This is a genomic window from Actinoallomurus vinaceus, from assembly GCF_039542055.1.
GTDB classification, from domain to species: Bacteria; Actinomycetota; Actinomycetes; order Streptosporangiales; family Streptosporangiaceae; genus Actinoallomurus; species Actinoallomurus vinaceus.
Genome location: NZ_BAABHK010000005.1, coordinates 67,596 through 89,909 on the forward strand (window position 1 = coordinate 67,596; position 22,314 = coordinate 89,909).

Below are 22,314 nucleotides of genomic sequence, written 5' to 3' on the forward strand. Positions count from 1 at the left end.
CACATGAACACCGAAGAGCCCGGCGTCTCCGCCGCGGTCAGCCTCCGCGCGGTACGCAAGACCTTCGGCGAGGTCACCGCCGTCGACGGCGTTGACCTGGACATACGCGATGGCGAGTTCTTCGCGATGCTCGGGCCGTCCGGATCGGGCAAGACGACCGTGCTGCGGATGATCGCGGGCTTCGAGACGCCGACCTCCGGTCAGGTCCTCCTCGGCGGCCGCGACGTCACGAAGCTCGCGCCCTTCGACCGCGACGTCAACACCGTCTTCCAGGACTACGCGCTGTTCCCCCACATGAACGTCCTGGCCAACGTCGAGTACGGCCTGAAGGTCAAGAAGGTCGGCAAGGCGGAGCGCCGCGAGCGCGCCCTGCGGGCCCTGGCCTCCGTCCGTCTCGAAGGCTTCGACAAGCGCAAGCCGGGCCAGCTGTCCGGCGGCCAGCGCCAGCGCGTCGCGCTGGCCCGCGCCCTGGTCAACCGCCCGAAGGTGCTCCTGCTCGACGAGCCGCTCGGCGCCCTGGACCTGAAGCTCCGCGAGGAGATGCAGGTCGAGCTCAAGGCCATCCAGCGGGAGGTCGGCATCACCTTCCTGTTCGTCACGCACGACCAGGAGGAGGCGCTGACCATGGCCGACCGGGTCGCGGTGTTCAACACCGGCCGGATCGAGCAGGTCGGGACGCCCGCGGAGGTGTACGAGAAGCCGGCCTCGGCGTTCGTCGCCGGGTTCGTCGGCACCTCCAACCTCATCGAAGGCGAGGCGGCCCAGTCCATACTCGGCCGGCCGGGCGTCTACAGCGTCCGGCCGGAGAAGCTCCGCGTCGAAACGGACCTCGACGCGAAGCTGCCCGAAGGCGAGCACTCCGCGACCGGCACGGTGGCGGAGGTCGTCTACGCGGGGGCGGCCACCCGGTTCGTCGTGGACCTCGACGCCGGTGGCCGGCTGGTGGCACTGCAGCAGAACCTGCAGTCCTCCTCGATGGACGTGCTGAAGCTGCGCGAAGCCCGGGTCAGGCTCGCGTGGCGTCGTGAGCACGAGTTCGCCATCCCCGGTCCGACGTGATGCCGGCCGGTCACCGCCCGACCGGCCGTCTCGCCGCGGCGCGCGCGTCGCGGTCTTCCCCCGAGAAACCCCCCATCTGATCGGAGTCTGCATGCTGCGCCCCACGCGCCTCGCGCTCGTCGCGGTGGCCGCCGTATCCCTCCTCGCCGCCGGGTGCGGCGGCAAGAGCGGCGGATCCCACCACGGCGGGACCGATGCCGCAGGGTTCACGCCCCCCAAGATCCCCGCGCTCTCGTCGCTCGGCCAGGGCGAGGGTCAGGTCAACGTCATCGCCTGGGCCGGCTACGCCGAGGACGGTTCCAACGACCCGAAGGTCGACTGGGTCCACCCGTTCGAGAAGCAGACCGGATGCAAGGTCAACACCAAGGTCGCCGGCACGTCCGACGAGATGGTCAACCTGATGAAGACCGGGCAGTACGACGTCGTGTCGGCGTCCGGCGACGCCTCCCTGCGTCTCATAGCGTCCGGCACGGTCGCCCCGGTCAACACCGGCCTGGTGCCGAACTACGCCGACATCTTCCCGGACCTGAAGAACAAGCCGTGGAACTCCGTCGACGGCAAGATGTACGGCATCCCGCACGGCCGGGGCGCCAACCTGCTCATGTGGCGGACGGACAAGGTCAAGCAGGCCCCGGACTCCTGGGGTGCCGTCTTCGACCCGAACTCCCCGTACAAGGGTCACATCACCGCGTACGACTCGCCGATCTACATCGCGGACGCGGCGCTCTACCTGAGCACGACGCAGCCGGCCCTCGGCATCAAGGACCCGTACGCGCTCGACCAGAAGCAGTTCGACGCCGCGGTCAACCTGCTCAAGGAGCAGAGGAAGATCGTCGGCGAGTACTGGTCGGACTACACCAAGACGCTGCAGTCCTTCAAGAGCGGCGACACCGTCCTCGGCACGACCTGGCAGGTCATCGCGAACCAGGCGCTCGCCGCCAAGGCGCCGGTGCAGACCGTGCTGCCGAAGGAGGGCTCCACCGGCTGGTCCGACACCTGGATGGTGGGGGCCAAGGCGCAGCACCCCAACTGCGCCTACAAGTGGATGGACTGGATCGTCTCCCCGAAGGTGAACGCGCAGGTCGCCGAGTACTTCGGTGAGGCGCCGTCCAACAGCAAGGCGTGCGCGGAGACCAGCGACAAGACCTTCTGCAACACCTTCCACGCCGCGGACGAGCCGTACTGGACCAAGGTTCACTACTGGAACACGCCGATCACGCAGTGCCTCGACGGCCGTAAGGACGTCAAGTGCGTGGACTACGCGAAGTGGACCCAGGCCTGGACGCAGATCAAGGGCTGATGAGCACAATCACGACGCCCGGCGGGCCGGTTCGCCGGCTCGCCGGGCTGCTTCACCGCCGGCCGTACCTCCGGCTGGCCGGCCTCCTGTCCGTGCCACTGCTGTGGCTCGTCGTGGCCTACCTCGGCTCGCTGGCGGCGCTGTTCGCCGCCGCGTTCTGGACCACGGACGATTTCACCGGCGAGGTGGTCAAGCAGTTCAGCCTGGGCAACTTCCAGGAGCTGTGGATCCAGGGCGTCTACCGGACGATCACGCTGCGCAGCGTGGGCGTGGCCGTGGCGGTCACCGTCGTCGACGGCGTGATCGCCTTCCCGATGGCCTTCTACATGGCCAAGGTCGCCTCGCCGCGCGCCCAGCGCTGGCTGGTCATCGCGGTGCTGACGCCGCTGTGGGCGAGCTACCTGGTGAAGGCGTACGCCTGGCGGATCATGTTCTCCGGCTCCGGGGTGCTGAACTGGATGCTCGACCCGTTCGGGATCCACGGCCCCGGGTACGGCCTGCCGGCCACCATCGTGACCCTGGCCTACCTCTGGCTGCCGTACATGATCCTGCCGATCTACGCGGGCCTGGAGCGCCTCCCGAACTCCCTGCTGGACGCCTCCGGCGACCTCGGCGCGCGGACGTTCCGCACGTTCCGCACGGTGATCTGGCCGGTGGCGTTCCCCGCGGTGATCGCCGGGTCGATCTTCACCTTCTCGCTGTCGCTCGGCGACTACATCACGGTCAAGATCGTGGGCGGCAAGAGCCAGCTCATCGGCAACGTCGTGTACGACAACGTCGGCGCGGCCAACAACCTGCCGTTCGCCGCCGCCGTCGCGACCGTCCCGGTGGCGGTCATGGTGATCTACCTGGTCGCCGTGCGCCGCACGGGCGCCCTGGACAACCTCTGACCCGCACCAGATTGGGGGAAGCGATGTTCCGCTCCGGGCCGAACGCCGGCGTCGCGGCATCGCGCGCCGGATGACGCTTTCGCGGGGAGCCCGCATCGGCCTGCGGGTGGCGATGATCCTCGGGCTCGGTGTGATCTACGTGCCCCTGTTCGTCGTCCTCATCAACTCGTTCAACGCCGACAAGACGTTCAACTGGCCGCCCTCGCACCTGACGGGTCAGTGGTGGTCGGCGGCGTGGGACAACGGCGGCGTGCGGTCCGCGCTGTGGACGTCGGTCAAGGCCGGCCTGGGCGCCACCGCGGTGGCCCTGGTGCTGGGCACCATGGCGGCGTTCGCCGTGCAGCGCTACCGGTTCTTCGGCCGCGAAACGGTGTCGCTGCTGGTCATCCTGCCGATCGCGCTGCCCGGCATCGTCACCGGCATCGCGCTGAACAACGCGTTCCGCACGGTGCTGACCCCGCTGGGCATCCAGCTCGGGCTGTTCACCGTCATCGTCGGGCACGCGACGTTCTGCGTCGTCACCATCTTCAACAACGTCCTGGCCCGGCTGCGCCGCCTCGGCACCCGCGTCGAGGAGGCCTCGGCCGACCTGGGCGCCGACACGTTCCAGACGTTCCGGTACGTCACGTTCCCGCTGCTGCGCTCGGCGCTGCTGGCCGGAGGGCTGCTGTCGTTCGCGCTGTCCTTCGACGAGATCATCGTGACGACGTTCACGTCCGGGGCCGGCGTGGAGACGCTGCCGATCTGGATCTTCAACAACCTCTTCCGGCCGAACCAGGCGCCGATCGTCAACGTCGTGGCCGCCGCCTTGATCGTGCTGTCCGTCGTGCCCGTGTACCTCGCCCAGCGCATCTCCGGGGACACCCGCGGCCTGTAGGCCTCACCCCGGCGAGCAAGACCAGGAAGGGCCGCCGCAGTGAAGCGTCTGCAGGCGGCACCCCGGCAAGCAGAACACCAGGAAGGACCGACCGCAGTGAAGCGCACCGTCCGTAACTTCGTGAACGGCTCGCCGGCCGACGCGGCCGACGGCCGTACGGCGGACCTGATCAGCCCCGTCACCGGTGAGGCCTTCGGCACGGCTCCGGTCTCCGGACAGGCCGAGGTCGACGCGGCGTTCGACGCCGCGGCCCGCGCGTTCGACAGCTGGCGCGACACCACGCCGTCCGAACGGCAGCTCGCGCTGCTGCGCATCGCCGACGCCATCGAGGCCCGCGCCGACGAGCTCGTCGCGCTCGAGTCGGAGAACACCGGCAAGCCGATCGGCCTGACGGCGTCGGAGGAGATCCCGCCGATGGTCGATCAGATCCGGTTCTTCGCCGGTGCCGCGCGGATCCTGGAGGGCCGCTCGGCGGGGGAGTACATGGCCGGCCACACCTCCTGGATCCGGCGTGAGCCAATCGGCGTGTGCGCGCAGGTCACGCCGTGGAACTACCCGATGATGATGGCGGTCTGGAAGTTCGCGCCGGCCATCGCCGCGGGCAACACGGTGGTGCTCAAGCCGTCCGACACCACTCCGGTGACGACGGCGGCGCTGGCCGAGATCGCTGCGGAGTTCCTGCCGCCGGGTGTGTTCAACGTCGTCTGCGGCGACCGCGACACCGGACGCCTCCTCGTCGAGCACCCCGTTCCGCAGATGGTGTCGATCACCGGTTCGGTGCGGGCCGGCAGCGAGGTCGCCCAGTCGGCCGCCGGCGACCTCAAGCGGGTCCACCTGGAGCTGGGCGGCAAGGCGCCGGTCATCGTGTTCGACGACGCGGACGTCGAGGCCGCGGCCCAGGCGATCGCCGAGGCCGGGTACTTCAACGCCGGCCAGGACTGCACGGCCGCCACCAGGGTGCTGGCCGCGCCCGGTGTCCACGACGACCTCGTCGCCGCCCTGACCGAGCAGGCCGCGCAGACCCGCACCGGCCTGCCCGACGACGAGGACGTCCTGTACGGCCCGCTCAACAACGCCGTCCAGCTCGACCGGGTCGCCGGCTTCATCGACCGGCTGCCCGACCACGCGTCCGTGACCGCCGGCGGGTCCCGCGCCCGCGAGCAGGGCTTCTTCTACCAGCCCACCGTCGTGTCCGGACTCCGCCAGGACGACGAGGCCGTGCAGAGCGAGATCTTCGGCCCGGTCATCACCGTCCAGCGCTTCTCCGACGAGGACGAGGCCGTCCGCTGGGCCAACGGCGTCAAGTACGGCCTGGCCTCCTCCGTCTGGACGAAGGACCACGGCCGCGCGATGCGCGTGTCGCGGCGGCTCGACTTCGGCTGCGTCTGGATCAACACGCACATCCCGCTGGTCGCCGAGATGCCGCACGGCGGGTTCAAGCACTCGGGGTACGGCAAGGACCTGTCGATGTACGGCTTCGAGGACTACACCCGCGTCAAGCACGTGATGTCCAACATCGAGGCCTGAGCGCCGCTCCGACCGGCCGCGCCGTGGTGTCCGTCTCCATGGCGCGGCCGGTCGCCTTGGATGTTGATCTACAGTGTAAAGGCGGGCGGCGTTCAGTCCTTGAGCTCGTGCCGCAGCACGCTGTAGACGAACACGTCCCGCCACGTTCCGTCGCGGAAGGTGTATCCGCGCAGCACGCCCTCGCGGGTGAACCCGGCCTTCTGCAGCGCCCACTGCTCGGCGGCGTTCGTGGTCTCGGTGATCGCCTCGATGCGGTTCACCGTCGTGTGCGCGAACAGGTACCGCGCGAGCAGCCGCTGTGCCTCGGTGCCGTAGCCGAGACCGCGCGCCTCCGGCCGCATGGCGACGCCGATGTTCCAGCAGTGCGACCTGGGCGACGTGACCTGCTTGCGCCACGAGACGAACCCGAGCCGCTCGTCGCCGCGCAGCGCGATGAGGACTCCGCGATCGTCCTCCAGCAGGCCGTTCTCCTCCCAGCGCCGCCGGAAGTGCCACTGCTCGAACCAGCCGTGCCAGCCGTGCTCGCCGGTGGCCTCCGGGTCACCTGTGAGCCTCTCGATCACCGCCAGATCGTCCTGGCCCGCAGGCCTCAACCGCAGCTCGCCATCGCCCATGCCCGCAGAGCTTAAGCTCGCGGCCGAGTGCCAACAATGGTGTTACCCGTCCCGCGAACACCCTGCCGCCCGCCCGCGTCAGACCGGGGCTTCGCGATCGAGGCGAGGAAGTCGTCGAGCATGGTGACCTGTACGTCCTCGGTGAACCGGCCGGGATCGAAGAGGGCCTGGACGACGTGTCCAAGTGCGCTCCGGTCAGCGACCCGGGCTGAGCGGTCCCTCGCCGGCCCCGGTGCTCTCGATCGCCGCCGCGATCTCGTCGAGCTCCTCGGCGGTCAGTTCCAGGGACGAGGCCGGCAGCCAGCCGTCGATCTGGTCCGGGCGCCGGGCCCCGACGATCGCGCCGGTCACCCCGCGCCAGGCGAGGGTCCAGGCCACCGCGACCGCGGCGACCGGTACGCCGCGCCGCTCCGCGACCGCCGCCAGCGCGCCGGCGAGCGCCAGATTGGCGTCCAGGTTCGTCGTGAAGTCCGGATGGCGCTTACGCCAGTCGTCGTCGGGGAGGCCGGCCACCCGTTCCCGGGAGAACGCCCCGGTCAGCAGGCCCGACTGCATCGGCGAGTACACGATCACCCCGGTGCCGTGCGCGGCGCACCACTCGATCTCCGCCGCGGCGGAGCGGTGGATCGCCGAGAACGGCGGCTGGAGCGAGTCCACGTGCCCGAGCTTCTCGGCGGTCTCCAACTGGCCGACGTCGTGGTTGGACAGGCCCACGGCGCGTACCTTGCCCTCCGCCTTCAGCGCGAGCATGGTCTGCCAGTACTCCTCGAGGGGAGTCCCGTCCTGCGCCGGCCAGTGCACCTGGTAGAGGTCGATGCGCTCGACGCCCAGCCGGCGCAGCGAGTCGTCGACCTCGCGGCGGATGCTGTCCGCCGCCCCGACCCTCCGCGCCTGGGCGCTCGGATCGGCCGGGTCCCAGACGTTGCCGCACTTGGTGAAGACGTACGGCCGGTCGCCCTCGGGGATCTCCTTCAGCGCTCGTCCGACGACCTCCTCCGAGTGGCCCAGGCCGTAGATCGCCGCGGTGTCGATCCAGTTGACGCCCTGCTCGACGGCGTACCGGATCGCCGCGACCGACTCGGCGTCATCCTGCGGCCCCCACGCGAACCTCCAGCCGGAGCCGCCGATCGCCCATGCCCCGAAACCGACCCTGCTGATGTCCATCCCGGTCGTGCCGAGCGGTCGAGTGGGAAGCGCCACGTCCGTCTCCTCTTGTCGTCTGTTCCTCGTCGTCGCCGCACCCGTACGGGGCCCGCTCCTCGTACGGGACGGCGTCACGGGTTCTGGCCCCTCGGCGCCTCCGGCCGTCAGGTGGCGTCAAGCTCCGCGATCTCCTCGGCGGTGAGCTCCAGCTCGTCCGCCGCGACGGAGTCGCGGATGGTCTCCGGCCGGCTCGACCCCGGAATCGGGATGACGACGGGCGACTTGGCCAGCATCCAGGCGAGGCAGACCCGCTGCGGGCTCACGCCGCGCGCCTGCGCGATCCGCGCGAACGCACCGTGGGCGGATCCCAGGTCACCGGCCTTGGAGATGCCGCCGAGCGGGCTCCAGGGCAGGAAGGCGATGCCCAGCTCGTCGCACAGCCGCAGCTCCGGCTCGCTGCTGCGGAACGCGGGGGAGAACTGGTTCTGCACCGACACGAGCCGGCCGCCGAGGATCTCCTGCGACTGGCGGATCTGGTCCGGGTTCGCGTTGGAGATGCCGGCCAGACGGATCTTCCCCTCGTCCAGGAGGTCGCGGATCGCGCCCACGGACTCGGCGTACGGGACGGTCGGGTCCGGCCGGTGGAACTGGTACAGGCCGATCGCCTCGACCCCGAGCCGCTTGAGCGACGCCTCACACGCCTGCCTCAGGTGCTCGGGCGACCCGTCGAGCGTCCAGCTGCCGTCGCCGGGACGTACGTGACCGCCCTTGGTCGCGACCAGCACGCCGGAGGTGTCGCCGCCGTACGAGGCCAGGGCCTTGGCGACGAGAGACTCGTTGTGCCCCACGTCGTCGGCGCCGATGTGGTACGCGTCGGCCGTGTCGATCAGGGTCACGCCCGCGTCGAGGGCCGCGTGGACGGTGGCGATGGAACGGCTCTCGTCGGGCCGCCCCTCGATCGACATGGGCATGGCCCCCAGCCCGATCGCACCGACCTGGACATCGCCGATCCGGCGAGTACGCATGAAAGGACCTCCGGGAAATTCTGCGAGAACGGAACGGTCGGCCGCCGAACGACGCCCCTCGGCGTGAGGGACGACGCGCGGCGACGGCCCAGGCCCCACACCCGAGATCGACGGGCGGGCTCCCGGGCCGCTGACCGGTCTCCAGCCTGCTCGGCGGGCGACCAGGTGTCCAACAGAAGAAACCGATGAGATCAAGCAGTTAGAGTGCTCAATTGTGGAACTCCGGCATCTCGAGTACTTCGTCGCCGTGGCCGAGGAGGCGCACTTCACCCGCGCCGCCGAGCGCCTGCACCTCGCCCAGTCGGGCCTGTCGGCGTCGATCCGCGCGCTGGAACGCGAGCTCGGAGCCCCGCTCTTCGTCCGCAGCACCCGCCGGGTCGAGCTGACCGAAGCCGGCCGGGCCCTGCTGACCGAGGCCCGGCGCACCCTCGCGAGCGTCGCCGCGGCCCGCAACGCCGTCGCGGCCGTCCAGGGCCTGCTGCGCGGCACGCTGTGCGTCGGCGCCGAGCAGTGCCTGGGAGTGGTCGACGTCGCCGGGATCCTCGCGCGTTTCCGATCCATGCACCCGGGCGTGGAGATCCGGCTGCGCCAGGCAGGCTCCTCGCACCTGATCGAAGAGGTCCGCGCCGCCCGCCTGGACCTCGCCTTCGTGGCCGTCTCGGGAGACCCGCCGCCCGGCGTCACCCTGACGTCGCTGACGACCGAGCCGATGATGCTCGTCTGCCACCCCGGCCACCGGCTCGCGGCGTTCGACGCGGTCGACCTGTCGCAGCTGGCGGGCGAGGTGTTCGTCGACTTCCACGCCGACTGGGGAGCGCGCCAGGTCAGCGACCGGGCGTTCGAGACGGCCGGCCTGCACCGGCACGTCGCCCTGGAGGTCAACGACGTGCACAGCCTGCTCGACTTCGTCCAGCACGATCTCGGCGTCGCCCTGGTGCCCCGGCCGATCGCCCACAAGCGCAAGAAGAACGTCCGCATCGTGCCGCTCCGTGAGACACCGCCGTCCTGGCGGGTGTCGGTCGCCGTCCCGGCGGACGGCCCCACGAACAACCCGGCCTCCCAGGCCCTCCTCGGCATCGTCGGCGACTCCCTGACCGTCCCCACCGTCACACCTCCCGTCCCCGCCCCGGCGTGACGCCGCCGGACGGTCCGAGCGCCCGGCCGGTGAGCGAGAATCGATCGGCCGGAACCGCCGTGGAAAGGGATTCCTTTGACGACCGAACGGATCGAACGCCCCGATCCGCCACTGACCGGGGGAGAGCGGGAGACGCTGCGCGCCCTCCTCGACTACCACCGCGCGACGCTGGCCATGAAATGCGAGGGCCTGTCCGACGAGGAGCTGCGCCGGCAGTCGATGCCGCCCTCGACGCTGTCCCTGCTCGGCCTGGTGCGTCATATGGCCGAGGTCGAGCGCACCTGGTTCCGCATCGTGATGAACGGCGAGAACATCCCGCTGGTCTGGTCGGCCGACAACGACTACCAGGTGGCGTACGACGCGAGCACCGCCACCCGGTCGGAGGCGTTCGCCGCCTGGCAGGCTGAGGTCGAGCACTCCCGGCGGATCGAGCAGGCCGCCGAGTCCCTCGACGTGACCGCTTACATGGCCAAGTGGGAGGAGGACGTGTCACTCCGCCTGGTGATGCTGCACATGATCCACGAGTACGCCCGGCACAACGGCCACGCCGACTTCCTCCGCGAAGGAATCGACGGCACGGTCGGCGTCTGACGGCCGCTCGGGTCCTCCTGAGAGCCGGTGCCGCGTCTCGGCGTTCGATCTCAGGGCCGGCGGCGTGGGGGTGCTGCAGGCCATCGGATCCTGCGGCTGGACGGTCACCGGCGCATGCCAGGGAGGTGACCGACCTGTTTGTGCCAGGTATCTCAGGCGCAGGCGGCCGAACTGGCGGCAGTGGCAGAGCTCGCGCGGCGCCGGTTCGCCGAGCCCGCTGAGGCGCACACCTTCGAGGCGATCTCTCCTCGCGAGTACGTCCATGACGAGGTCGCCGAGGCGTTGACCCTCACCCGGGCGTCGGCCGGTGATCTGATCCGGTTCGCCACCGAGCTCATCGATCGTCTGCCCGCCACGTTCGCGGCGCTCGCGGTCGGCGACATCGACTACGCCAAGGCCCGCACGCTCTGGCACGGCACCGGCCAGGTCGACGCCGGGCTCATCGCGAGGATCGAGCGCGCCGTTCTCGAGCGCGCCTCCGTTCAGACCACCGGCGAGATCAGAGCGAAGACCCGCCGACTGATCAGGCGATGGGATTCGGACGCCGTCGCGCGCAGGCGTGAGGAGGCCGAGCGGCAACGCGGCGTGCGGCTCATCGAGACCGACGCGGGCACCGCGTATCTCAGTGGTCTCGACCTTCCTGCGGAGGAGGCCGCTGCCGCGTACGGCCGGATCAACGCCATCGCGGCCGGTCTTCGGTGTGACGGTGACGTGCGTACGACCGAGCAACTCCGCGCGGACGTCTTCCTGTGCCTGTTGCGCGGCACCCTGACGACGACATGTCCGCCGGCGGAATTCACGGACCATTCCGTCCCGTTCCACCAGGGCGGTCCGACCTGTCCGTGCAACGTCGCGATGCTCTGCAGGCGCTGGTCGCGAACGCCATCCGGCACACGCGCTCCGGTCATGCGGGCGGAGCCTTCACCGTCGAGGCATGCCACTGGTTCGCCGGTGTCGCCGTCGCGGTCGCCGACCAGGGCGGTGCGTCAGAACCGGTCCCCGGCGACGCCGACGCACTCGCGGAATCCGGACGTGGCCTGCGTACGGTCTCCGCGCTCGCCGACGGCTGGGGCTGGTACGGCAACGCGACCGGCCGTGCCGTCATCGCCGTCTTCCAGGCGGCCCCTGCCGTCGCCATCGGCGTGGTGGCGGCAGGCGCGGCGTGAGCGTCTGGTCAGTTCTCCGGATTCCACAGGTCGGCGACACGGTCTGCTTCGCGGCGGCCCTGTTCGCGGCCCGCGTGCGCCGTCGCTTCCCGGATGGACGGGTCGAGCGGGTTGGGGCCCATCGCGCTCTGGGACGCCTCGTCCGGGTGGACGACCAACACGGTGGAGCCCCGGTGCCGCAGCTCGTCGACCTCTTCCTTGAGCCCGCCCCAGGGAGGACTAGGGGCTTCGGCGGGCGTAGGGGACAGGATCAGGACGTGGTCGTGGCCCACGACCAGATCGGCGTTCTCGCTGGAGTGGACGCCGCCGTCGACGTACCGGCGACCGTCGATGGAGACGGGCGGCCAGATACCGGGGACGGCGCAGCTCGCCGCCACGGCGTCCACCAGGTCGACTCCGGTGTCAGGGTCGAAGATCCGCCTCTCCCCGGTCGCCGCATCCACCGCGACAATGGCGATGGGCCGGTCCGGCCAGGCGAACGACGGCAACCGGGAAGCGACGGCGTCCCTGCGGCTCTTCTCCGGGACCGTGGGCACCTCCAGCGCCCAGGCGCCCATGCGGCGACGCATCTCCAGGACGTCCTCCGCGCCCGCCATGATGTCCCCCAGCGTCGCGACGTAAGTGGTCAGGTCCAGTTCCGCGGGGATCTCCCTGGCCTGAAGCGCGGGGTCGATCTGGCGCCGGAACAAGTCTTCCAGCGGCAGGCCGCTGCTCACCTGGGCGGTGACGGCGGACCCGGCGGACGTACCCACGATCAGGTCGGCGTCGAGCACGTCGACACCCGCGTCGGCCAGCCCCGCCAGCACGCCCGTCTCCCAGGCGATGCCCGCCACACCACCGCCACCGAGTGCCAACGCCCGTCGTGTCATGCCCCCATTCTGACGGTTCGCTCCACCGGACCGCCTAGCCCCAGACCTCGTGGGCGGTTTCGACGATGAGGCGGAGTTTGGCGACCTGCTGGTCGTACGTGAGCGCGTTGCCGTCGACGGTGGAGGAGAAGCCGCACTGCGGCGAGAGGCAGAGCTGGTCGGCGTCGACGTACTTGGACGCCTCTTCGATGCGCCGCTTCAGGGCGTCCTTCGACTCCAGGTCGCCGCGCTTGGTGGTGACCAGGCCCAGGACGACCATCTTGTCCTTCGGGACGAAGCGGAGCGGCTCGAAGCCGCCCGAGCGGGCGTCGTCGTACTCGAGGTGCGAGTGGACATCGCATCCTCCGGGGACTCGCCGGGCGGTGCACGAATCTCACGTTCGCGCACCGCCCGGCGGAGGGTCAAGCGAAGAAGATCCGCTCCTGGGTGACGGGGTAACCGGCCTTGGCGAAGGCGGCGGCCATCGGCGTGTTCGTCATGTCGGTGTCGGCCAGGATGCGGTCGGCGCCCTGCTCGGTCAGGAAATGGGTGCCTTCGACGAGGAGGTCGTAGGCGTACCCGTGGCCGCGCTGTTCGGGCACGACCCCGACGAGGGCGACGACCGGTGCGGCGTGGTTGCGGCTCGGGACGACGAGCCCGGCCAGGTCGCCACCTGGCGTGTACCCCAGTCGCCACCATTCGCGGGGAGCGGGGAACCGCCCCAGGAGGTCCAGCTCCTCGCGCGCGGCCGCGTCCAGGTCCCGCTCGGCGATGGTGCGGCGGGCGTGGGCGTCGAGGGTCCCGTGCTGGATGCGGCGCAGCGCGTCGAGGAACACCGCATCGTCGGGCTCGGGCCGGTAGGTCAGGCGGTCGGGGCGGTCGGGCAGTCCGCACGCGGTCGTCCACTCGTACCGGTAGCGGTCCACGAGCCAGGTCATCCCGGCGGCGACGGCCGCGTCGGCGCGGGCCTGTACGGCGGCGCGCACCTCGGGCCGGTCCCGCCCGCCCGGCGGGATGAGCAGGCAGTACTCCGCTTTCAGCGATTCCGCGCGGGCCGCCCGCAGGAGGGCGACGCCCGCGTCGGCGTCGGTGAAGTCGAACCAGTCGAGTGCGAACGGCGCGTCGTCGTCCGGTCCGCCGAACCAGGCGGCGCGAGCGAGGACCGTGTCGCCGCGAAGGGCGACCCAGGTCCACTCGGGGCGGTACCCGCCCGCCGCGGCCGTCGCGCGGTACGACCGGCCGAACGCGGCGACGCCCACCAGAGCGGGGTCGGACAGTTGCTCGAAGAGGTGCTCCTCGCCGGGGGCGAGCGAGCGGATGACCAGATCGGTCATGTAAGTCCTTCCGGAAGGTGCGAGAGCGCTCCCGGTCAGACCCGTGACGCCCGGACGGGGCGGGAGCGCATGAACAACGTCGTACGGTCCATCGCTCTCACCTCCTCCCGGTCCAGGGCGTCCCCGCACCGTACCGGTGCCGCGGTCCGGCCGTCCATCTGTTTTCCGGCGCGCATGGGATAGGTTCGAACGCGATTCGGTTCGTTTCCTGGAGCGCAGATGACCTTCACCTCGCCCGCCGACGTCCGCGAGCGTCTCGCGGCCGTGGACTACCTGGCCGACGACGCGATCGCGACGACCGTCTACCTCGCCGCCGCGCTGGGCAAGCCCCTGCTGGTCGAGGGCCCCGCCGGGGTGGGGAAGACGGAGCTGGCCAAGGCCGTCGCCGCGATCACCGACGCGCGGCTCGTACGGCTCCAGTGCTACGAGGGCCTGGACGAGCCGCGCGCCCTGTACGAGTGGAACTACAAGAAACAGCTGCTGCGCATCCAGGCCGCCGGCGACCAGTCGTGGAGCGCCACCCACGACGACATCTTCACCGAGGAGTTCCTGCTCGAACGCCCGCTGCTGGCCGCCATCCGGCGCACCGACCCCACCGTCCTGCTGATCGACGAGACGGACAAGGCGGACGTCGAGGTCGAGGGTCTGCTGCTCGAGGTGCTGTCGGACTTCCAGGTGACCATCCCCGAGCTGGGCACGATCACGGCGGCGCGCCGGCCGTTCGTCGTCCTCACGTCCAACGCGACCCGGGAGCTGTCCGAGGCGCTCAAGCGGCGCTGCCTCTACCTGCACCTCGACTACCCGTCCCCGGACCGCGAGCGCGACATCGTCCGCGCCCGGGTCCCCGGCATCGACGAGGCCCTCGCCGGCCGGCTCGCCCAGGTCGTGGCGGCCCTGCGCGAACTCGAGCTCAAGAAGGCGCCGTCCATCGCCGAGACCATCGACTGGGCCCGTACGCTGCTCGCACTCGGCCTCGACCGGCTCGACGGGGACGCCATCGCCGCGACCCTCGGCGTCGTCCTCAAGCACCGCTCCGACCAGGACCGCGCGCTCAAGGAGGTCGTCCACGGCGATGCCGCCGCCCGATAGAACACCAGGTCTCCTGGACCGGCATCTGGACTTCCTCACGGCACTGCGCGAGGCTGGCCTGCCGGTGTCGCTCGCCGAAGGGCTGGACGCGGTGCACGCCCTGGTCGCCATCGACCTGGCCGATCGGGAGTCCCTGCGCGCGGCGTACGCGGCCACGCTCGTCAAGCGGCAGGCGCATCGGGCGGCGTTCGACACGCTGTTCGACCTGTGGTTCCCGCCGGTGACCGGCAGTCCCGAGACGGCCCGGGAGCGCCCCGCGTACGACGACCCCGAACTGCGGCGGCTGCGCGACGAACTGAGCCGGCTCCTGCTGGAGGGAGACGACGCCGCCCTGCGCGACTTCGCCCGCGAGGCCGTCGGCGCGTACGGCCGTGGCTCCGGCGGAGCGGGCGGGAACGGCAGCCGCGGGCAGTGGTTCTCCTATCAGGTGCTGCGGGTCCTGTCCCCGGAGACGCTGATGGCCGGGCTGCTCGCCGCCGTGCTGACCGAACGCGGCGGCCTGGACGAGAAGGTCGCCCGCCGGACGTTCACCCGCCGCATCGAAAGCTTCGAGAGGTTCGTCACCGAGGACGTACGGCGGCGGCTCGCCGAGGAGAACGGGCCGGAGAAGGTCGCGCGCAGCGCCGCCCGGCCGCCGCTGGAGCAGGTCGACTTCCTCCGCGCGACCCGCGCGGACCTGGCCGCGATCCGGCGGGAGGTCCAGCCGCTCGCCCGGAGACTGGCCGCCCGGCTCGCCCAACGTCGGCGGCACGGCAGGCGCGGCCGGCTGGACTTCCGCAGGACCGTACGCGCGTCGCTGTCGACCGGCGGCGTCCCCCTGACCACGCACCACCGCCCGCCCCGCCCCCACAAACCGGAACTCGTCGTGCTCTGCGACGCCAGCGACTCCGTCTCCTCCTTCGCGCACTTCACGCTGCTGCTGACGTACGCGCTGCGCGAGCAGTTCGCCCGGGTACGGGCGTTCGCGTTCATCGACGACCTCGACGAGATCACCCGATTCTTTGCCCCGGGCGCCGACGTGGTCGAGGCGATGACGACGATGACCCGCGAGGCACGCCTGGTCTGGGTGAGCGGGCACAGCGACTACGGGCGCGCCTTCGGCGTCTTCGAGGACCGGTACGGCGACGCGATCACCCCGAAGACCTCCCTGCTGATCCTCGGCGACGCCCGCAGCAACTACGGGTCGCTGAACCTGGAGGTGGTCCGGCGACTGGCGGGGCGGGCGCGGCACGCGTACTGGCTCAACCCCGAACCGGCCGCCGACTGGGACTCCGGCGACTCGGCCGCCTCGGCGTACGGCGCGGTCGTGCCGATGCACGAGTGCCGCAACCTCACCCAGCTGACGGAGTTCGTCGAAATGCTCGCGTCAACTACTCGGCCCTGAATGGCGAGCCTGCCAGCTCGGTCCTCAAGGGCGTTGTTTATGCTCCCCGTGCGCGACTGGCTGTCGTGTCCGGGGTCACATCTCCCCGCCCCCTTTATGTGGGGGTGGGGGTGGGCATGTTGACGAATACCCACGCCGAGCGTGCGCGTTCACGCACGTTGATCCCGGCGACGACGTCGGCGGGCCCAGCGAAGCCGCACCGACGACAGCAGAAAGAGTCCCGATCGGGCCGGTTGGCCCTCTCGGTGTGCCCGCACCAGGAGACGGGGCATCTTTGTGAGGTGTAGGCCGGATCCACCTCGATGAACGGCACACCGGCGCGGCGCGCCTTGTACTCGATGAACTCACCGAGTTCACGGAAGGGCCAGGACGATAGTCGTGCTCGCTGGTCGCGGGAAACCGTGACCCGTTCGCGGATACCGCCCAACTCTTCGACGGCGATACCGCGCTCGGTGCGTGCGGCGACAGCAACGACTGCCTTGGCGATCTTATGGTTCACGTGCGCGGCATGCCGGGCCTCGCGGCGAGCGCGCTTCTTGAGGAGCTGTTTGGCCGAGCGGGTGCGCTTGGCCTGCAGTTCGGCGCGTTTGCGGGCCTGCCAGCGCCGGTACCGGGCCAGTTTGCGGCCCTGGTGGTTGTCCCCGTCGCTGGTGGTGGCCAGGTTGACGATGCCTCGGTCCACCCCGATCCAGTCCCTCGGCGCGAACACCTCCGGCTCAGGGACGTCGATGGTGGCGAGCAGAAACCACTTGCCGTCCCGGTGCACCAGATCGGACTCGCCCTTGCGGTGCTCGATCAGCTGCTTGAGCGCGCCCGGGGAACAGGCGAAGCGGATGTTCTTGATCCGCCCGTCCAGGGTCCAGATCGAGACGGTCTGGGCGTCGTAGTTCCACGACAGGTTCCGGTCGTCGTAGGTGTGGGCGGCATCGGGGCGGAAGACGATCGGTTTGGACGTGGCCTTACGCCACCGTGTGGAGTCAGGGCCGCCTAGGTTCCCGGCGCGGATGTTGGCCCGCAGTGTGGTGTAGGCGTCCACCACCCGCTTGATGACGTGCTGGGCGGCCTGGGCGCCGAACCCTTGGGTCTTCAGCTCGCCGTAACACAGCTTCCGCAGCGGCGTTTCCCGGGCCTTGAGCTTGAAGTGCTCGAACGCCACCGCCGCGACCCGGTTCGCGGCCTCGTTCGTCGCAAACAGGGTCCGCTCCAATACCGACGCCTGACCGGCATCCGGCACGAGTTTCACCTGCACAACGAGTTTCACGAAACGTGACCATATCATTGCTCTATGTCACTGTAGTGGTAATTGGACCCTCTCCTTGCGCGACCGCATCCAGGCGGTCGTGTTCGCCTACGACAACCGGGCCTGATCCGGCCGGAGGCGCCGGGCGCTGGTGACGCCGTCGCGGGCTCATCGCCGCCCTGGGGCGTCGAGGGGGCGGGTGCCGTGACCTCGGTCACGGAAGGTTCGCCGCGTTCTCACCGGGTAACTCCTTTGGCTGCCGCGGAAACCGACCCTTCCGAGGGAGTTCTCATGGATTCCGTCATCGACACGATGGAACAGGAGTACAGCCAGGGCGAGGAGCGGCCGCTGAAGTCGTACGCGGGCACGCTCGCGGCCTACGGCGTGGCCGTGGGCGCGGCCACCGTGATCGCGCGGCTGACCGGGCGGCGGGCGCCCAGGCTCAACCTGTGGGATGTCGCGCTGATGACCGTGACCACCCACAAGCTGTCCCGAACCCTGGCCAAGGACACGGTGACGAGCCCCCTGCGAGCACCCTTCACCCGGTACAAGGGGACCTCCGGACCGGCCGAACTCGCCGAAGAAGTGCGCGGGAGGGGCGTAAAGCACGCCATCGGTGAGCTGATCACCTGTCCGTTCTGCATGGCCCAGTGGGTCGGTACGGCGTACGCGGTGGGGATGACCTTCGCACCCGACGCGACACGGCTGGCCGGGGCGACCATGACCGCCGTCGCGGGGGCCGACTGGCTCCAGCTCGTCTACGCCCAGCTGCAACAGGCGGCCGACGGCTGAGAGCCGGTTCGGCTCCGGTGAGCCGGGGCGTTGACCTGCTTCGGCGGTCCGGATCGGGGGGTTTGGGATGCCCTCGGCGGGTAGGCGGGCAGCATGGACGTTACCTTCCTCAAGTCGCTGTACGACACTCCCGGCCCGATCGCCTCCGTCTACCTCGACATGCGGCGGGCCACGGAAGACGCTCCGAAGGTCATCGAGCTGCGGTGGCGCGCCCTGCACCGCGAACTGGCCGAGCAGGGGACGCCGGCCGCGACCGTCGAGGCGATCGAGCGGATCGTGGCCGAGGAGAACACGCAGCGCGAATCCGGCACACTCGCGGTGTTCGCCGCGGACGGCGAGGTCGTCCACTCTGACCTGCTGCCCGGGCAGCCGCGCGCCGAACTGGCCAGGTACGCCCCGTTGCCGCACGTCAAGCCGCTCCTGGCCCAGCGTGGGCAGCCGATCGCCTACCTGGTCGCCACGGTGGACCGGCTCGGCGGGGAGATCACCTGCGTCTCGCGGGGCGGCGATCGCCGTACGATCGCGGTCAAGCCCGACGAGGACTTCCCGGTGCGCAAGACCAAGGCCGGCGACATGTTCCGGCAGGACAAGCAGCAGCGGGCCGCCGAGGAGGTCTGGCGGATCAACGCGAAGAAGGTCGCCCACGCGATCGTCGGGGCGGTCGACGACTGCGGTGCCGACATCGTGGTCCTCGCCGGCGACGTCCGCGCCCGTACGGCCGTCCAGGAGGAGCTGTCCGAACCGGTTCTGTCGCGTGTCGTGGACGCGGGCGGGGCCGGGCCGGCGCTGGATGAGGAGATCACCCGCGCCGTCGAGCTCAAGCGGGCCGAACATCTCACGTCCCTGGTGGGCCGGTTCGACGAACAGCTCACCAAGCACGGCCGCGCGGTCGAAGGCCTGGAGGGCGTCACCGACGCGCTGCGCAAGGGGCAGGTCGCCTGCCTGTTCCTGGAGGACCGGCCGGAGTCGTCGATCACCCTGTGGACGGGACCGCAGGCGACCGAGGTGGCGACGTCCGCCGACCGCCTGCGGGAGCTGGGCGTCGCCGACCCCGTCGAGGATCTGGCCGACGCCGCTCTCATCCGGGCGCTCGCGGGCACCGATGGGGAACTGGTGCTCCTGCCACCGGAGTCGCTGCGCGCCGAGTCCAGGACGGGAGCCCTGCTGCGGTACGTGGACTGAGCGGCGAGGCGTCACAGACGGCCGGCGCCGTCGGATCACGGAACGTCGAGCAGGGCGAGGCAGTCCGCGACGTCGGCGACGCCTTCCGCCCGGCGGCCGGTCTTCATGGCGTGCAGCGCGCCGTCCATGGCGGCTCGCGCCGCCAGCAGACAGGTCGTGCTGTGGACCACGACGTCGACGCCCAGGCCGGCGAGCTCGGCGTGGGACAGCCAGGGCGATCGTCCGCCGGGTACTTGGTCGAAGACGAGCGTGCGGCCCCCGATCGCGTCACGGGTGAGGCCGATGAGACGCGTGTTCGAGATGCCGGCCACGAGCACGCCGTCGGCGCCCGCCTCGACGTACGCGTTGACCCGCCGGACGATCTCGGGTTCCTCCGCCGCGTCCGTACGGGCGATCACGGCGAGGCCGTCACGTGCCCGCAGGACGGCGTTCAGCTTCTCGAGCTGGTCGGGCAGCGGGACCAGGCGCTTGCCCGCCAGGTGCCCGAACCGGCGAGGTCTGGCCTGGTCCTCCAGGACGACCCCGGTCGCGCCCGCCGATGCGAGCCGCCGGACGACGTGACCGGCGATCTCGGGGCCGCCATAGCCGTCGTCGACGTCCACGAGCAGCTCATGGCCCGGCAGCGCCGCCCTCAGCCTCCCGACGAATGCGATCATGTCGGGCCAGGCGATGAAGCCGACGTCGGGCAGCCCGTAGTGGGACGCCGAGAAACCGAACCCGGAGACGAAGAGCCCGTCGAAGTGCGCAGCGGCGGTGAGCGCCGAGATCATGTCGTGGATCCCGGGCAGCAGCCGTGGGGATGTCAATTCCGCTCCCAGAGGGAGCGCAGCAGGTCGACACCGCTCACGACCGGAGTGCCGCGGGTCTCGAAGACGACCGTGCCCTGCCAGGAACGCCTCTTGAGGAGGCCGACGACCTGACCGAGCGGGATGGTCCCGGCGTGCAGGCCGAGATGCGAGTCGGCCTGACCGTCGTTGTTGCTGACCGACAGCGCCCGGATGTCGCCGGCGAAGTCGTCCAGGATGGCGACCGGGAATCCCTGGTTGACGTTCGCGTGTCCGATGTCGAAGACGAAGGTCAGCTCGGGTATCCGCCGTTTGGCCTCCGCGAAGTCGTCATGCCCGGTGAAGACGTAGGAGAAAGGCCGGTGCCGGGGGTAGTGCGAGAGGTTCTCCACCCAGATCTCCACGCCGCGCCGGTCGGCCTCCTCGAGGATGAGCTCGACCGCGGACAGGAACCTGGCCAGCGCCGCCCTCCTGGCCGACCTGGTCGGGCGGGGGTCGACGACGCAACCGCCGTGGATCACGAGCGGGCAGCCGAGGCGCTCGGCGAGGTGGAGCTCGGTCGAGAGATACCGCAGCGTACCCTCACGTACCTCGGGGATCTCTGTGGCGAGCGGAGCCCGGAAGTTGCCGTGCAGGATGGGGCTGACGCCCAGCCGCGAGGTCAGCGCGCGCAGCCCTTGGACCCTCTCGGGCGACCACGTACACGGCTGGTCCGCTTCGAGGCTGAAATCGATGTACCAGTGGGTGCAGCCGTGCTCGTGGGCGCGTGCGGCGCCTTCTTCCGCGGAGAGGTACTCCTGGGCAGCGATTCCCGACGCGAAGGGAAGCGTCAGAGGCATGATGCTCACCGCCAATCGGGTGGTTCGGGGGCGTGGGCCACAGCGCGTTCGGCCGTCCACAGATCGGCCAGGCGGGTACGGAGGCGTTCGGCCGGTGGCCCGAGGCGCAGGAGCCGGTCGACGACGTCCTCGGGGCCGGCCACCAGGCTGCGCGTCTCGGACATGTCGCCCAGGCGCTCCTCGAACGGGGCACCGGAGAGATCACGGATGTCGATGCCGACCTCACGGGCGATGACGACTCCGGCATGCAGGTCGACCTCCCCGATCCGGTAACCGACGATGCCGTCGATGTCACCGCGGGCCAGCATCACCCAGTAGGTCAACGGCGCCCACAGCTGTAGAACGCGGCCCGCCATGCGTTCGAGGAGAAGGCGCAGCGCGCTCGCCATCGGGTCGTCGGGGCTCACGGCGTAGCCCTGGCTCCAGGCGAGCAGCGGGCGCCGCCGCCGTCGGTCGGCCGGACGCGACAGCGCCCGGTTCCGCGATATCCACGCGCCGCGTCCCCTGATGGCCGACCAGGTGCGGTCCGACACGGGGTCGTGGATCACCCCGAGCATCGGCACTCCGTCATGGCACAAGGCCAGGCCGATGCCGTAGACGGGCAGCCCGATGGCGAGGTTGTTCGTTCCATCGAGAGGGTCGATGACCCAGGACCAGGCGTCGTCGCCGTCGATCACACCGAGCTCCTCCGAGATGATGCGATGCCGGGGATAACCGGCCCGGATCCGCTCGACGATGACGCGTTCGGACTCGAGGTCCAGGCTGGTGAGTACGTCCGCTGCGCCCTTCTCACGGACGTCGAACCGCCCGCACGCGCCGCGCCGGAGCAGGGTTCCGGCCGCCTCGGCGGCCTCGATCGCGACGATCCTGGCCTTCCACAGATCCATGCTGCCCGCCTCTGTCAGGGGCTCATATCAAGGTCATGAAGCCGGTCGAAGGCGCCGGCGGCCAGCAGCAACTCGCGGGCCGCGCATCGGCGCCTGCGCACCTGGTGTCTACCCAGCCCGAGATGCCCGAGGGCGTACTCCGGAGTGGAGCGCTGGATGTCCGCCACGACGATGGTGGCCGCGGGGCCGCGGACGGACGTCGCGTGGAAGCGGCCGGCCGACAGGAGGTACGTGCGGTCGCTCTCGATGACCTGACGAGTGGCCTCCTCGCAGGTGACGAGGCGGCGGGTCGGCTGGAGTTCGTCGACCAGTCCGTCGGTGTACACGGCGAGGACGCGGTGTGTCGGGTGGTCGGCGGCGTCCTCGACGCGGAAGAGATGGTTGCGCACCTGCCCGAACAGCACGAAGCTCGTCAGGTTCCAGCTGTGCGCGTGAACGGGCGACGTGGTGAGCGGCGGACAGCGCACGGTGTCCGTCCACAGGTGGATGCACACGCCGACATCGGCGGACCGGAGCACGGGCACGCAGAGGAAACCCAGCGGATGCCGGACGGCGGAGATCCCTTCGGCCATCGCGCGGTCTAAGAGACGGCGGAAGTGTCGCCGGA

At 70.5% G+C, this 22,314-nt stretch carries 22 protein-coding genes and 2 pseudogenes; 13 read left to right on the forward strand and 11 right to left on the reverse strand.

Annotation, left to right across the window (positions count from 1 at the left end):
- Positions 1 to 3: 3 nt before the first annotated feature.
- The 5 genes from ABEA24_RS19030 to ABEA24_RS19050 all read left to right on the forward strand — a co-directional run bounded on the left by ABEA24_RS19030 (position 4) and on the right by ABEA24_RS19050 (position 5,653).
- A complete protein-coding gene (locus ABEA24_RS19030) occupies positions 4 to 1,059 on the forward strand; it encodes an ABC transporter ATP-binding protein (RefSeq protein WP_345432242.1) in 1,056 nt (351 codons plus the stop codon).
- Between the two features lie 91 nt (positions 1,060 to 1,150).
- Positions 1,151 to 2,359, forward strand: coding sequence for an ABC transporter substrate-binding protein (locus ABEA24_RS19035; RefSeq protein WP_345432243.1), 1,209 nt, complete (start codon positions 1,151 to 1,153; stop codon positions 2,357 to 2,359).
- Positions 2,359 to 3,249, forward strand: coding sequence for an ABC transporter permease (locus ABEA24_RS19040; protein WP_345432244.1), 891 nt, complete (start codon positions 2,359 to 2,361; stop codon positions 3,247 to 3,249). Before ABEA24_RS19035 ends, ABEA24_RS19040 begins: the two co-directional genes overlap by 1 nt.
- 70 nt (positions 3,250 to 3,319) lie before the next feature.
- Positions 3,320 to 4,126, forward strand: a complete 807-nt coding sequence (locus ABEA24_RS19045) for an ABC transporter permease (RefSeq protein ID WP_345432245.1) — start codon at positions 3,320 to 3,322, stop codon at positions 4,124 to 4,126.
- A gap of 96 nt (positions 4,127 to 4,222) precedes the next feature.
- A complete protein-coding gene (locus ABEA24_RS19050) occupies positions 4,223 to 5,653 on the forward strand; it encodes a gamma-aminobutyraldehyde dehydrogenase (RefSeq protein ID WP_345432246.1) in 1,431 nt (476 codons plus the stop codon).
- 92 nt (positions 5,654 to 5,745) lie between these two features.
- Here ABEA24_RS19050 and ABEA24_RS19055 read toward each other — a convergent pair whose 3' ends face one another.
- From ABEA24_RS19055 to ABEA24_RS19065, 3 genes are all read right to left on the reverse strand, one after another.
- Positions 5,746 to 6,267, reverse strand: a complete 522-nt coding sequence (locus tag ABEA24_RS19055) for a GNAT family N-acetyltransferase (RefSeq protein ID WP_345432247.1) — start codon at positions 6,265 to 6,267, stop codon at positions 5,746 to 5,748.
- A gap of 195 nt (positions 6,268 to 6,462) precedes the next feature.
- Complete coding sequence (locus tag ABEA24_RS19060; protein ID WP_345432248.1) at positions 6,463 to 7,467, reverse strand: aldo/keto reductase; 1,005 nt, start codon at positions 7,465 to 7,467, stop codon at positions 6,463 to 6,465.
- Positions 7,468 to 7,574: 107 nt separating this feature from the next.
- Positions 7,575 to 8,435 (reverse strand): aldo/keto reductase, encoded by an 861-nt coding sequence (locus ABEA24_RS19065; protein WP_345432249.1) that lies wholly within the window; start codon positions 8,433 to 8,435, stop codon positions 7,575 to 7,577.
- A 214-nt stretch (positions 8,436 to 8,649) separates the two neighbouring features.
- On the opposite strand from ABEA24_RS19065, the gene ABEA24_RS19070 reads away from it, so the two are divergent.
- From ABEA24_RS19070 to ABEA24_RS19085, 4 genes and pseudogenes are all read left to right on the forward strand, one after another.
- Complete coding sequence (locus ABEA24_RS19070; protein ID WP_345432250.1) at positions 8,650 to 9,570, forward strand: LysR family transcriptional regulator; 921 nt, start codon at positions 8,650 to 8,652, stop codon at positions 9,568 to 9,570.
- Positions 9,571 to 9,645: 75 nt separating this feature from the next.
- On the forward strand, positions 9,646 to 10,161 hold the full coding sequence (locus ABEA24_RS19075; protein ID WP_345432251.1) for a DinB family protein: 516 nt from the start codon (positions 9,646 to 9,648) through the stop codon (positions 10,159 to 10,161).
- Between the two features lie 180 nt (positions 10,162 to 10,341).
- Positions 10,342 to 10,875 (forward strand): annotated as a pseudogene (locus tag ABEA24_RS53565) (DUF222 domain-containing protein); the annotation flags it as partial.
- A gap of 128 nt (positions 10,876 to 11,003) precedes the next feature.
- Positions 11,004 to 11,327, forward strand: a complete 324-nt coding sequence (locus ABEA24_RS19085) for an ATP-binding protein (protein WP_345432253.1) — start codon at positions 11,004 to 11,006, stop codon at positions 11,325 to 11,327.
- A gap of 8 nt (positions 11,328 to 11,335) precedes the next feature.
- Here the strand turns inward: ABEA24_RS19085 and ABEA24_RS19090 are convergent, their stop codons facing one another.
- The 3 genes and pseudogenes from ABEA24_RS19090 to ABEA24_RS19100 all read right to left on the reverse strand — a co-directional run bounded on the left by ABEA24_RS19090 (position 11,336) and on the right by ABEA24_RS19100 (position 13,509).
- Positions 11,336 to 12,196 (reverse strand): patatin-like phospholipase family protein, encoded by an 861-nt coding sequence (locus ABEA24_RS19090; protein WP_345432254.1) that lies wholly within the window; start codon positions 12,194 to 12,196, stop codon positions 11,336 to 11,338.
- Between the two features lie 34 nt (positions 12,197 to 12,230).
- Positions 12,231 to 12,479 (reverse strand): annotated as a pseudogene (locus ABEA24_RS19095) (5-methyltetrahydropteroyltriglutamate--homocysteine S-methyltransferase); the annotation flags it as partial.
- A 118-nt stretch (positions 12,480 to 12,597) separates the two neighbouring features.
- Complete coding sequence (locus ABEA24_RS19100) at positions 12,598 to 13,509, reverse strand: GNAT family N-acetyltransferase (protein WP_345432255.1); 912 nt, start codon at positions 13,507 to 13,509, stop codon at positions 12,598 to 12,600.
- Positions 13,510 to 13,728: 219 nt separating this feature from the next.
- On the opposite strand from ABEA24_RS19100, the gene ABEA24_RS19105 reads away from it, so the two are divergent.
- Positions 13,729 to 14,598 (forward strand): AAA family ATPase, encoded by an 870-nt coding sequence (locus tag ABEA24_RS19105; protein WP_345432256.1) that lies wholly within the window; start codon positions 13,729 to 13,731, stop codon positions 14,596 to 14,598.
- The gene (locus tag ABEA24_RS19110) at positions 14,582 to 15,982 is read left to right on the forward strand and encodes a vWA domain-containing protein (protein ID WP_345432257.1); all 1,401 of its coding nucleotides are present in this window, start codon (positions 14,582 to 14,584) and stop codon (positions 15,980 to 15,982) included. Before ABEA24_RS19105 ends, ABEA24_RS19110 begins: the two co-directional genes overlap by 17 nt.
- A gap of 94 nt (positions 15,983 to 16,076) precedes the next feature.
- On the opposite strand, the gene ABEA24_RS19115 is transcribed toward ABEA24_RS19110, so the two are convergent.
- Complete coding sequence (locus tag ABEA24_RS19115; RefSeq protein WP_345432258.1) at positions 16,077 to 17,243, reverse strand: RNA-guided endonuclease InsQ/TnpB family protein; 1,167 nt, start codon at positions 17,241 to 17,243, stop codon at positions 16,077 to 16,079.
- 270 nt (positions 17,244 to 17,513) lie between these two features.
- On the opposite strand from ABEA24_RS19115, the gene ABEA24_RS19120 reads away from it, so the two are divergent.
- Positions 17,514 to 18,014 (forward strand): DUF1360 domain-containing protein, encoded by a 501-nt coding sequence (locus ABEA24_RS19120; RefSeq protein ID WP_345432259.1) that lies wholly within the window; start codon positions 17,514 to 17,516, stop codon positions 18,012 to 18,014.
- A 93-nt stretch (positions 18,015 to 18,107) separates the two neighbouring features.
- A complete protein-coding gene (locus ABEA24_RS19125) occupies positions 18,108 to 19,196 on the forward strand; it encodes a baeRF2 domain-containing protein (RefSeq protein ID WP_345432260.1) in 1,089 nt (362 codons plus the stop codon).
- 35 nt (positions 19,197 to 19,231) lie between these two features.
- Here the strand turns inward: ABEA24_RS19125 and ABEA24_RS19130 are convergent, their stop codons facing one another.
- The 4 genes from ABEA24_RS19130 to ABEA24_RS19145 are packed head-to-tail and all read right to left on the reverse strand — an operon-like array spanning position 19,232 to position 22,279.
- Positions 19,232 to 20,002 (reverse strand): isocitrate lyase/PEP mutase family protein, encoded by a 771-nt coding sequence (locus tag ABEA24_RS19130; protein WP_345432261.1) that lies wholly within the window; start codon positions 20,000 to 20,002, stop codon positions 19,232 to 19,234.
- Entirely contained in the window at positions 19,999 to 20,820 is an 822-nt protein-coding gene (locus ABEA24_RS19135; RefSeq protein ID WP_345432262.1) for a sugar phosphate isomerase/epimerase family protein, read from the reverse strand. Before ABEA24_RS19135 ends, ABEA24_RS19130 begins: the two co-directional genes overlap by 4 nt.
- Positions 20,821 to 20,825: 5 nt before the next feature.
- Complete coding sequence (locus tag ABEA24_RS19140; RefSeq protein WP_345432263.1) at positions 20,826 to 21,707, reverse strand: inositol monophosphatase family protein; 882 nt, start codon at positions 21,705 to 21,707, stop codon at positions 20,826 to 20,828.
- A gap of 14 nt (positions 21,708 to 21,721) precedes the next feature.
- Complete coding sequence (locus tag ABEA24_RS19145; protein WP_345432264.1) at positions 21,722 to 22,279, reverse strand: hypothetical protein; 558 nt, start codon at positions 22,277 to 22,279, stop codon at positions 21,722 to 21,724.
- Positions 22,280 to 22,314: the final 35 nt, after the last annotated feature.

Coding starts and splice junctions, on each gene's coding strand:
- ABEA24_RS19030 (WP_345432242.1), top strand. CDS start 4: ATGAACACCGAAGAGCCCGGCGTCTCCGCCGCGGTCAGCCTCCGCGCG.
- ABEA24_RS19035 (WP_345432243.1), top strand. CDS start 1,151: ATGCTGCGCCCCACGCGCCTCGCGCTCGTCGCGGTGGCCGCCGTATCC.
- ABEA24_RS19040 (WP_345432244.1), top strand. CDS start 2,359: ATGAGCACAATCACGACGCCCGGCGGGCCGGTTCGCCGGCTCGCCGGG.
- ABEA24_RS19045 (WP_345432245.1), top strand. CDS start 3,320: ATGACGCTTTCGCGGGGAGCCCGCATCGGCCTGCGGGTGGCGATGATC.
- ABEA24_RS19055 (WP_345432247.1), bottom strand. CDS start 6,267: ATGGGCGATGGCGAGCTGCGGTTGAGGCCTGCGGGCCAGGACGATCTG.
- ABEA24_RS19065 (WP_345432249.1), bottom strand. CDS start 8,435: ATGCGTACTCGCCGGATCGGCGATGTCCAGGTCGGTGCGATCGGGCTG.
- ABEA24_RS19090 (WP_345432254.1), bottom strand. CDS start 12,196: ATGACACGACGGGCGTTGGCACTCGGTGGCGGTGGTGTGGCGGGCATC.
- ABEA24_RS19100 (WP_345432255.1), bottom strand. CDS start 13,509: ATGACCGATCTGGTCATCCGCTCGCTCGCCCCCGGCGAGGAGCACCTC.
- ABEA24_RS19105 (WP_345432256.1), top strand. CDS start 13,729: ATGACCTTCACCTCGCCCGCCGACGTCCGCGAGCGTCTCGCGGCCGTG.
- ABEA24_RS19110 (WP_345432257.1), top strand. CDS start 14,582: ATGCCGCCGCCCGATAGAACACCAGGTCTCCTGGACCGGCATCTGGAC.
- ABEA24_RS19120 (WP_345432259.1), top strand. CDS start 17,514: ATGGATTCCGTCATCGACACGATGGAACAGGAGTACAGCCAGGGCGAG.
- ABEA24_RS19125 (WP_345432260.1), top strand. CDS start 18,108: ATGGACGTTACCTTCCTCAAGTCGCTGTACGACACTCCCGGCCCGATC.
- ABEA24_RS19135 (WP_345432262.1), bottom strand. CDS start 20,820: ATGCCTCTGACGCTTCCCTTCGCGTCGGGAATCGCTGCCCAGGAGTAC.
- ABEA24_RS19140 (WP_345432263.1), bottom strand. CDS start 21,707: ATGGATCTGTGGAAGGCCAGGATCGTCGCGATCGAGGCCGCCGAGGCG.
- ABEA24_RS19145 (WP_345432264.1), bottom strand. CDS start 22,279: ATGGCCGAAGGGATCTCCGCCGTCCGGCATCCGCTGGGTTTCCTCTGC.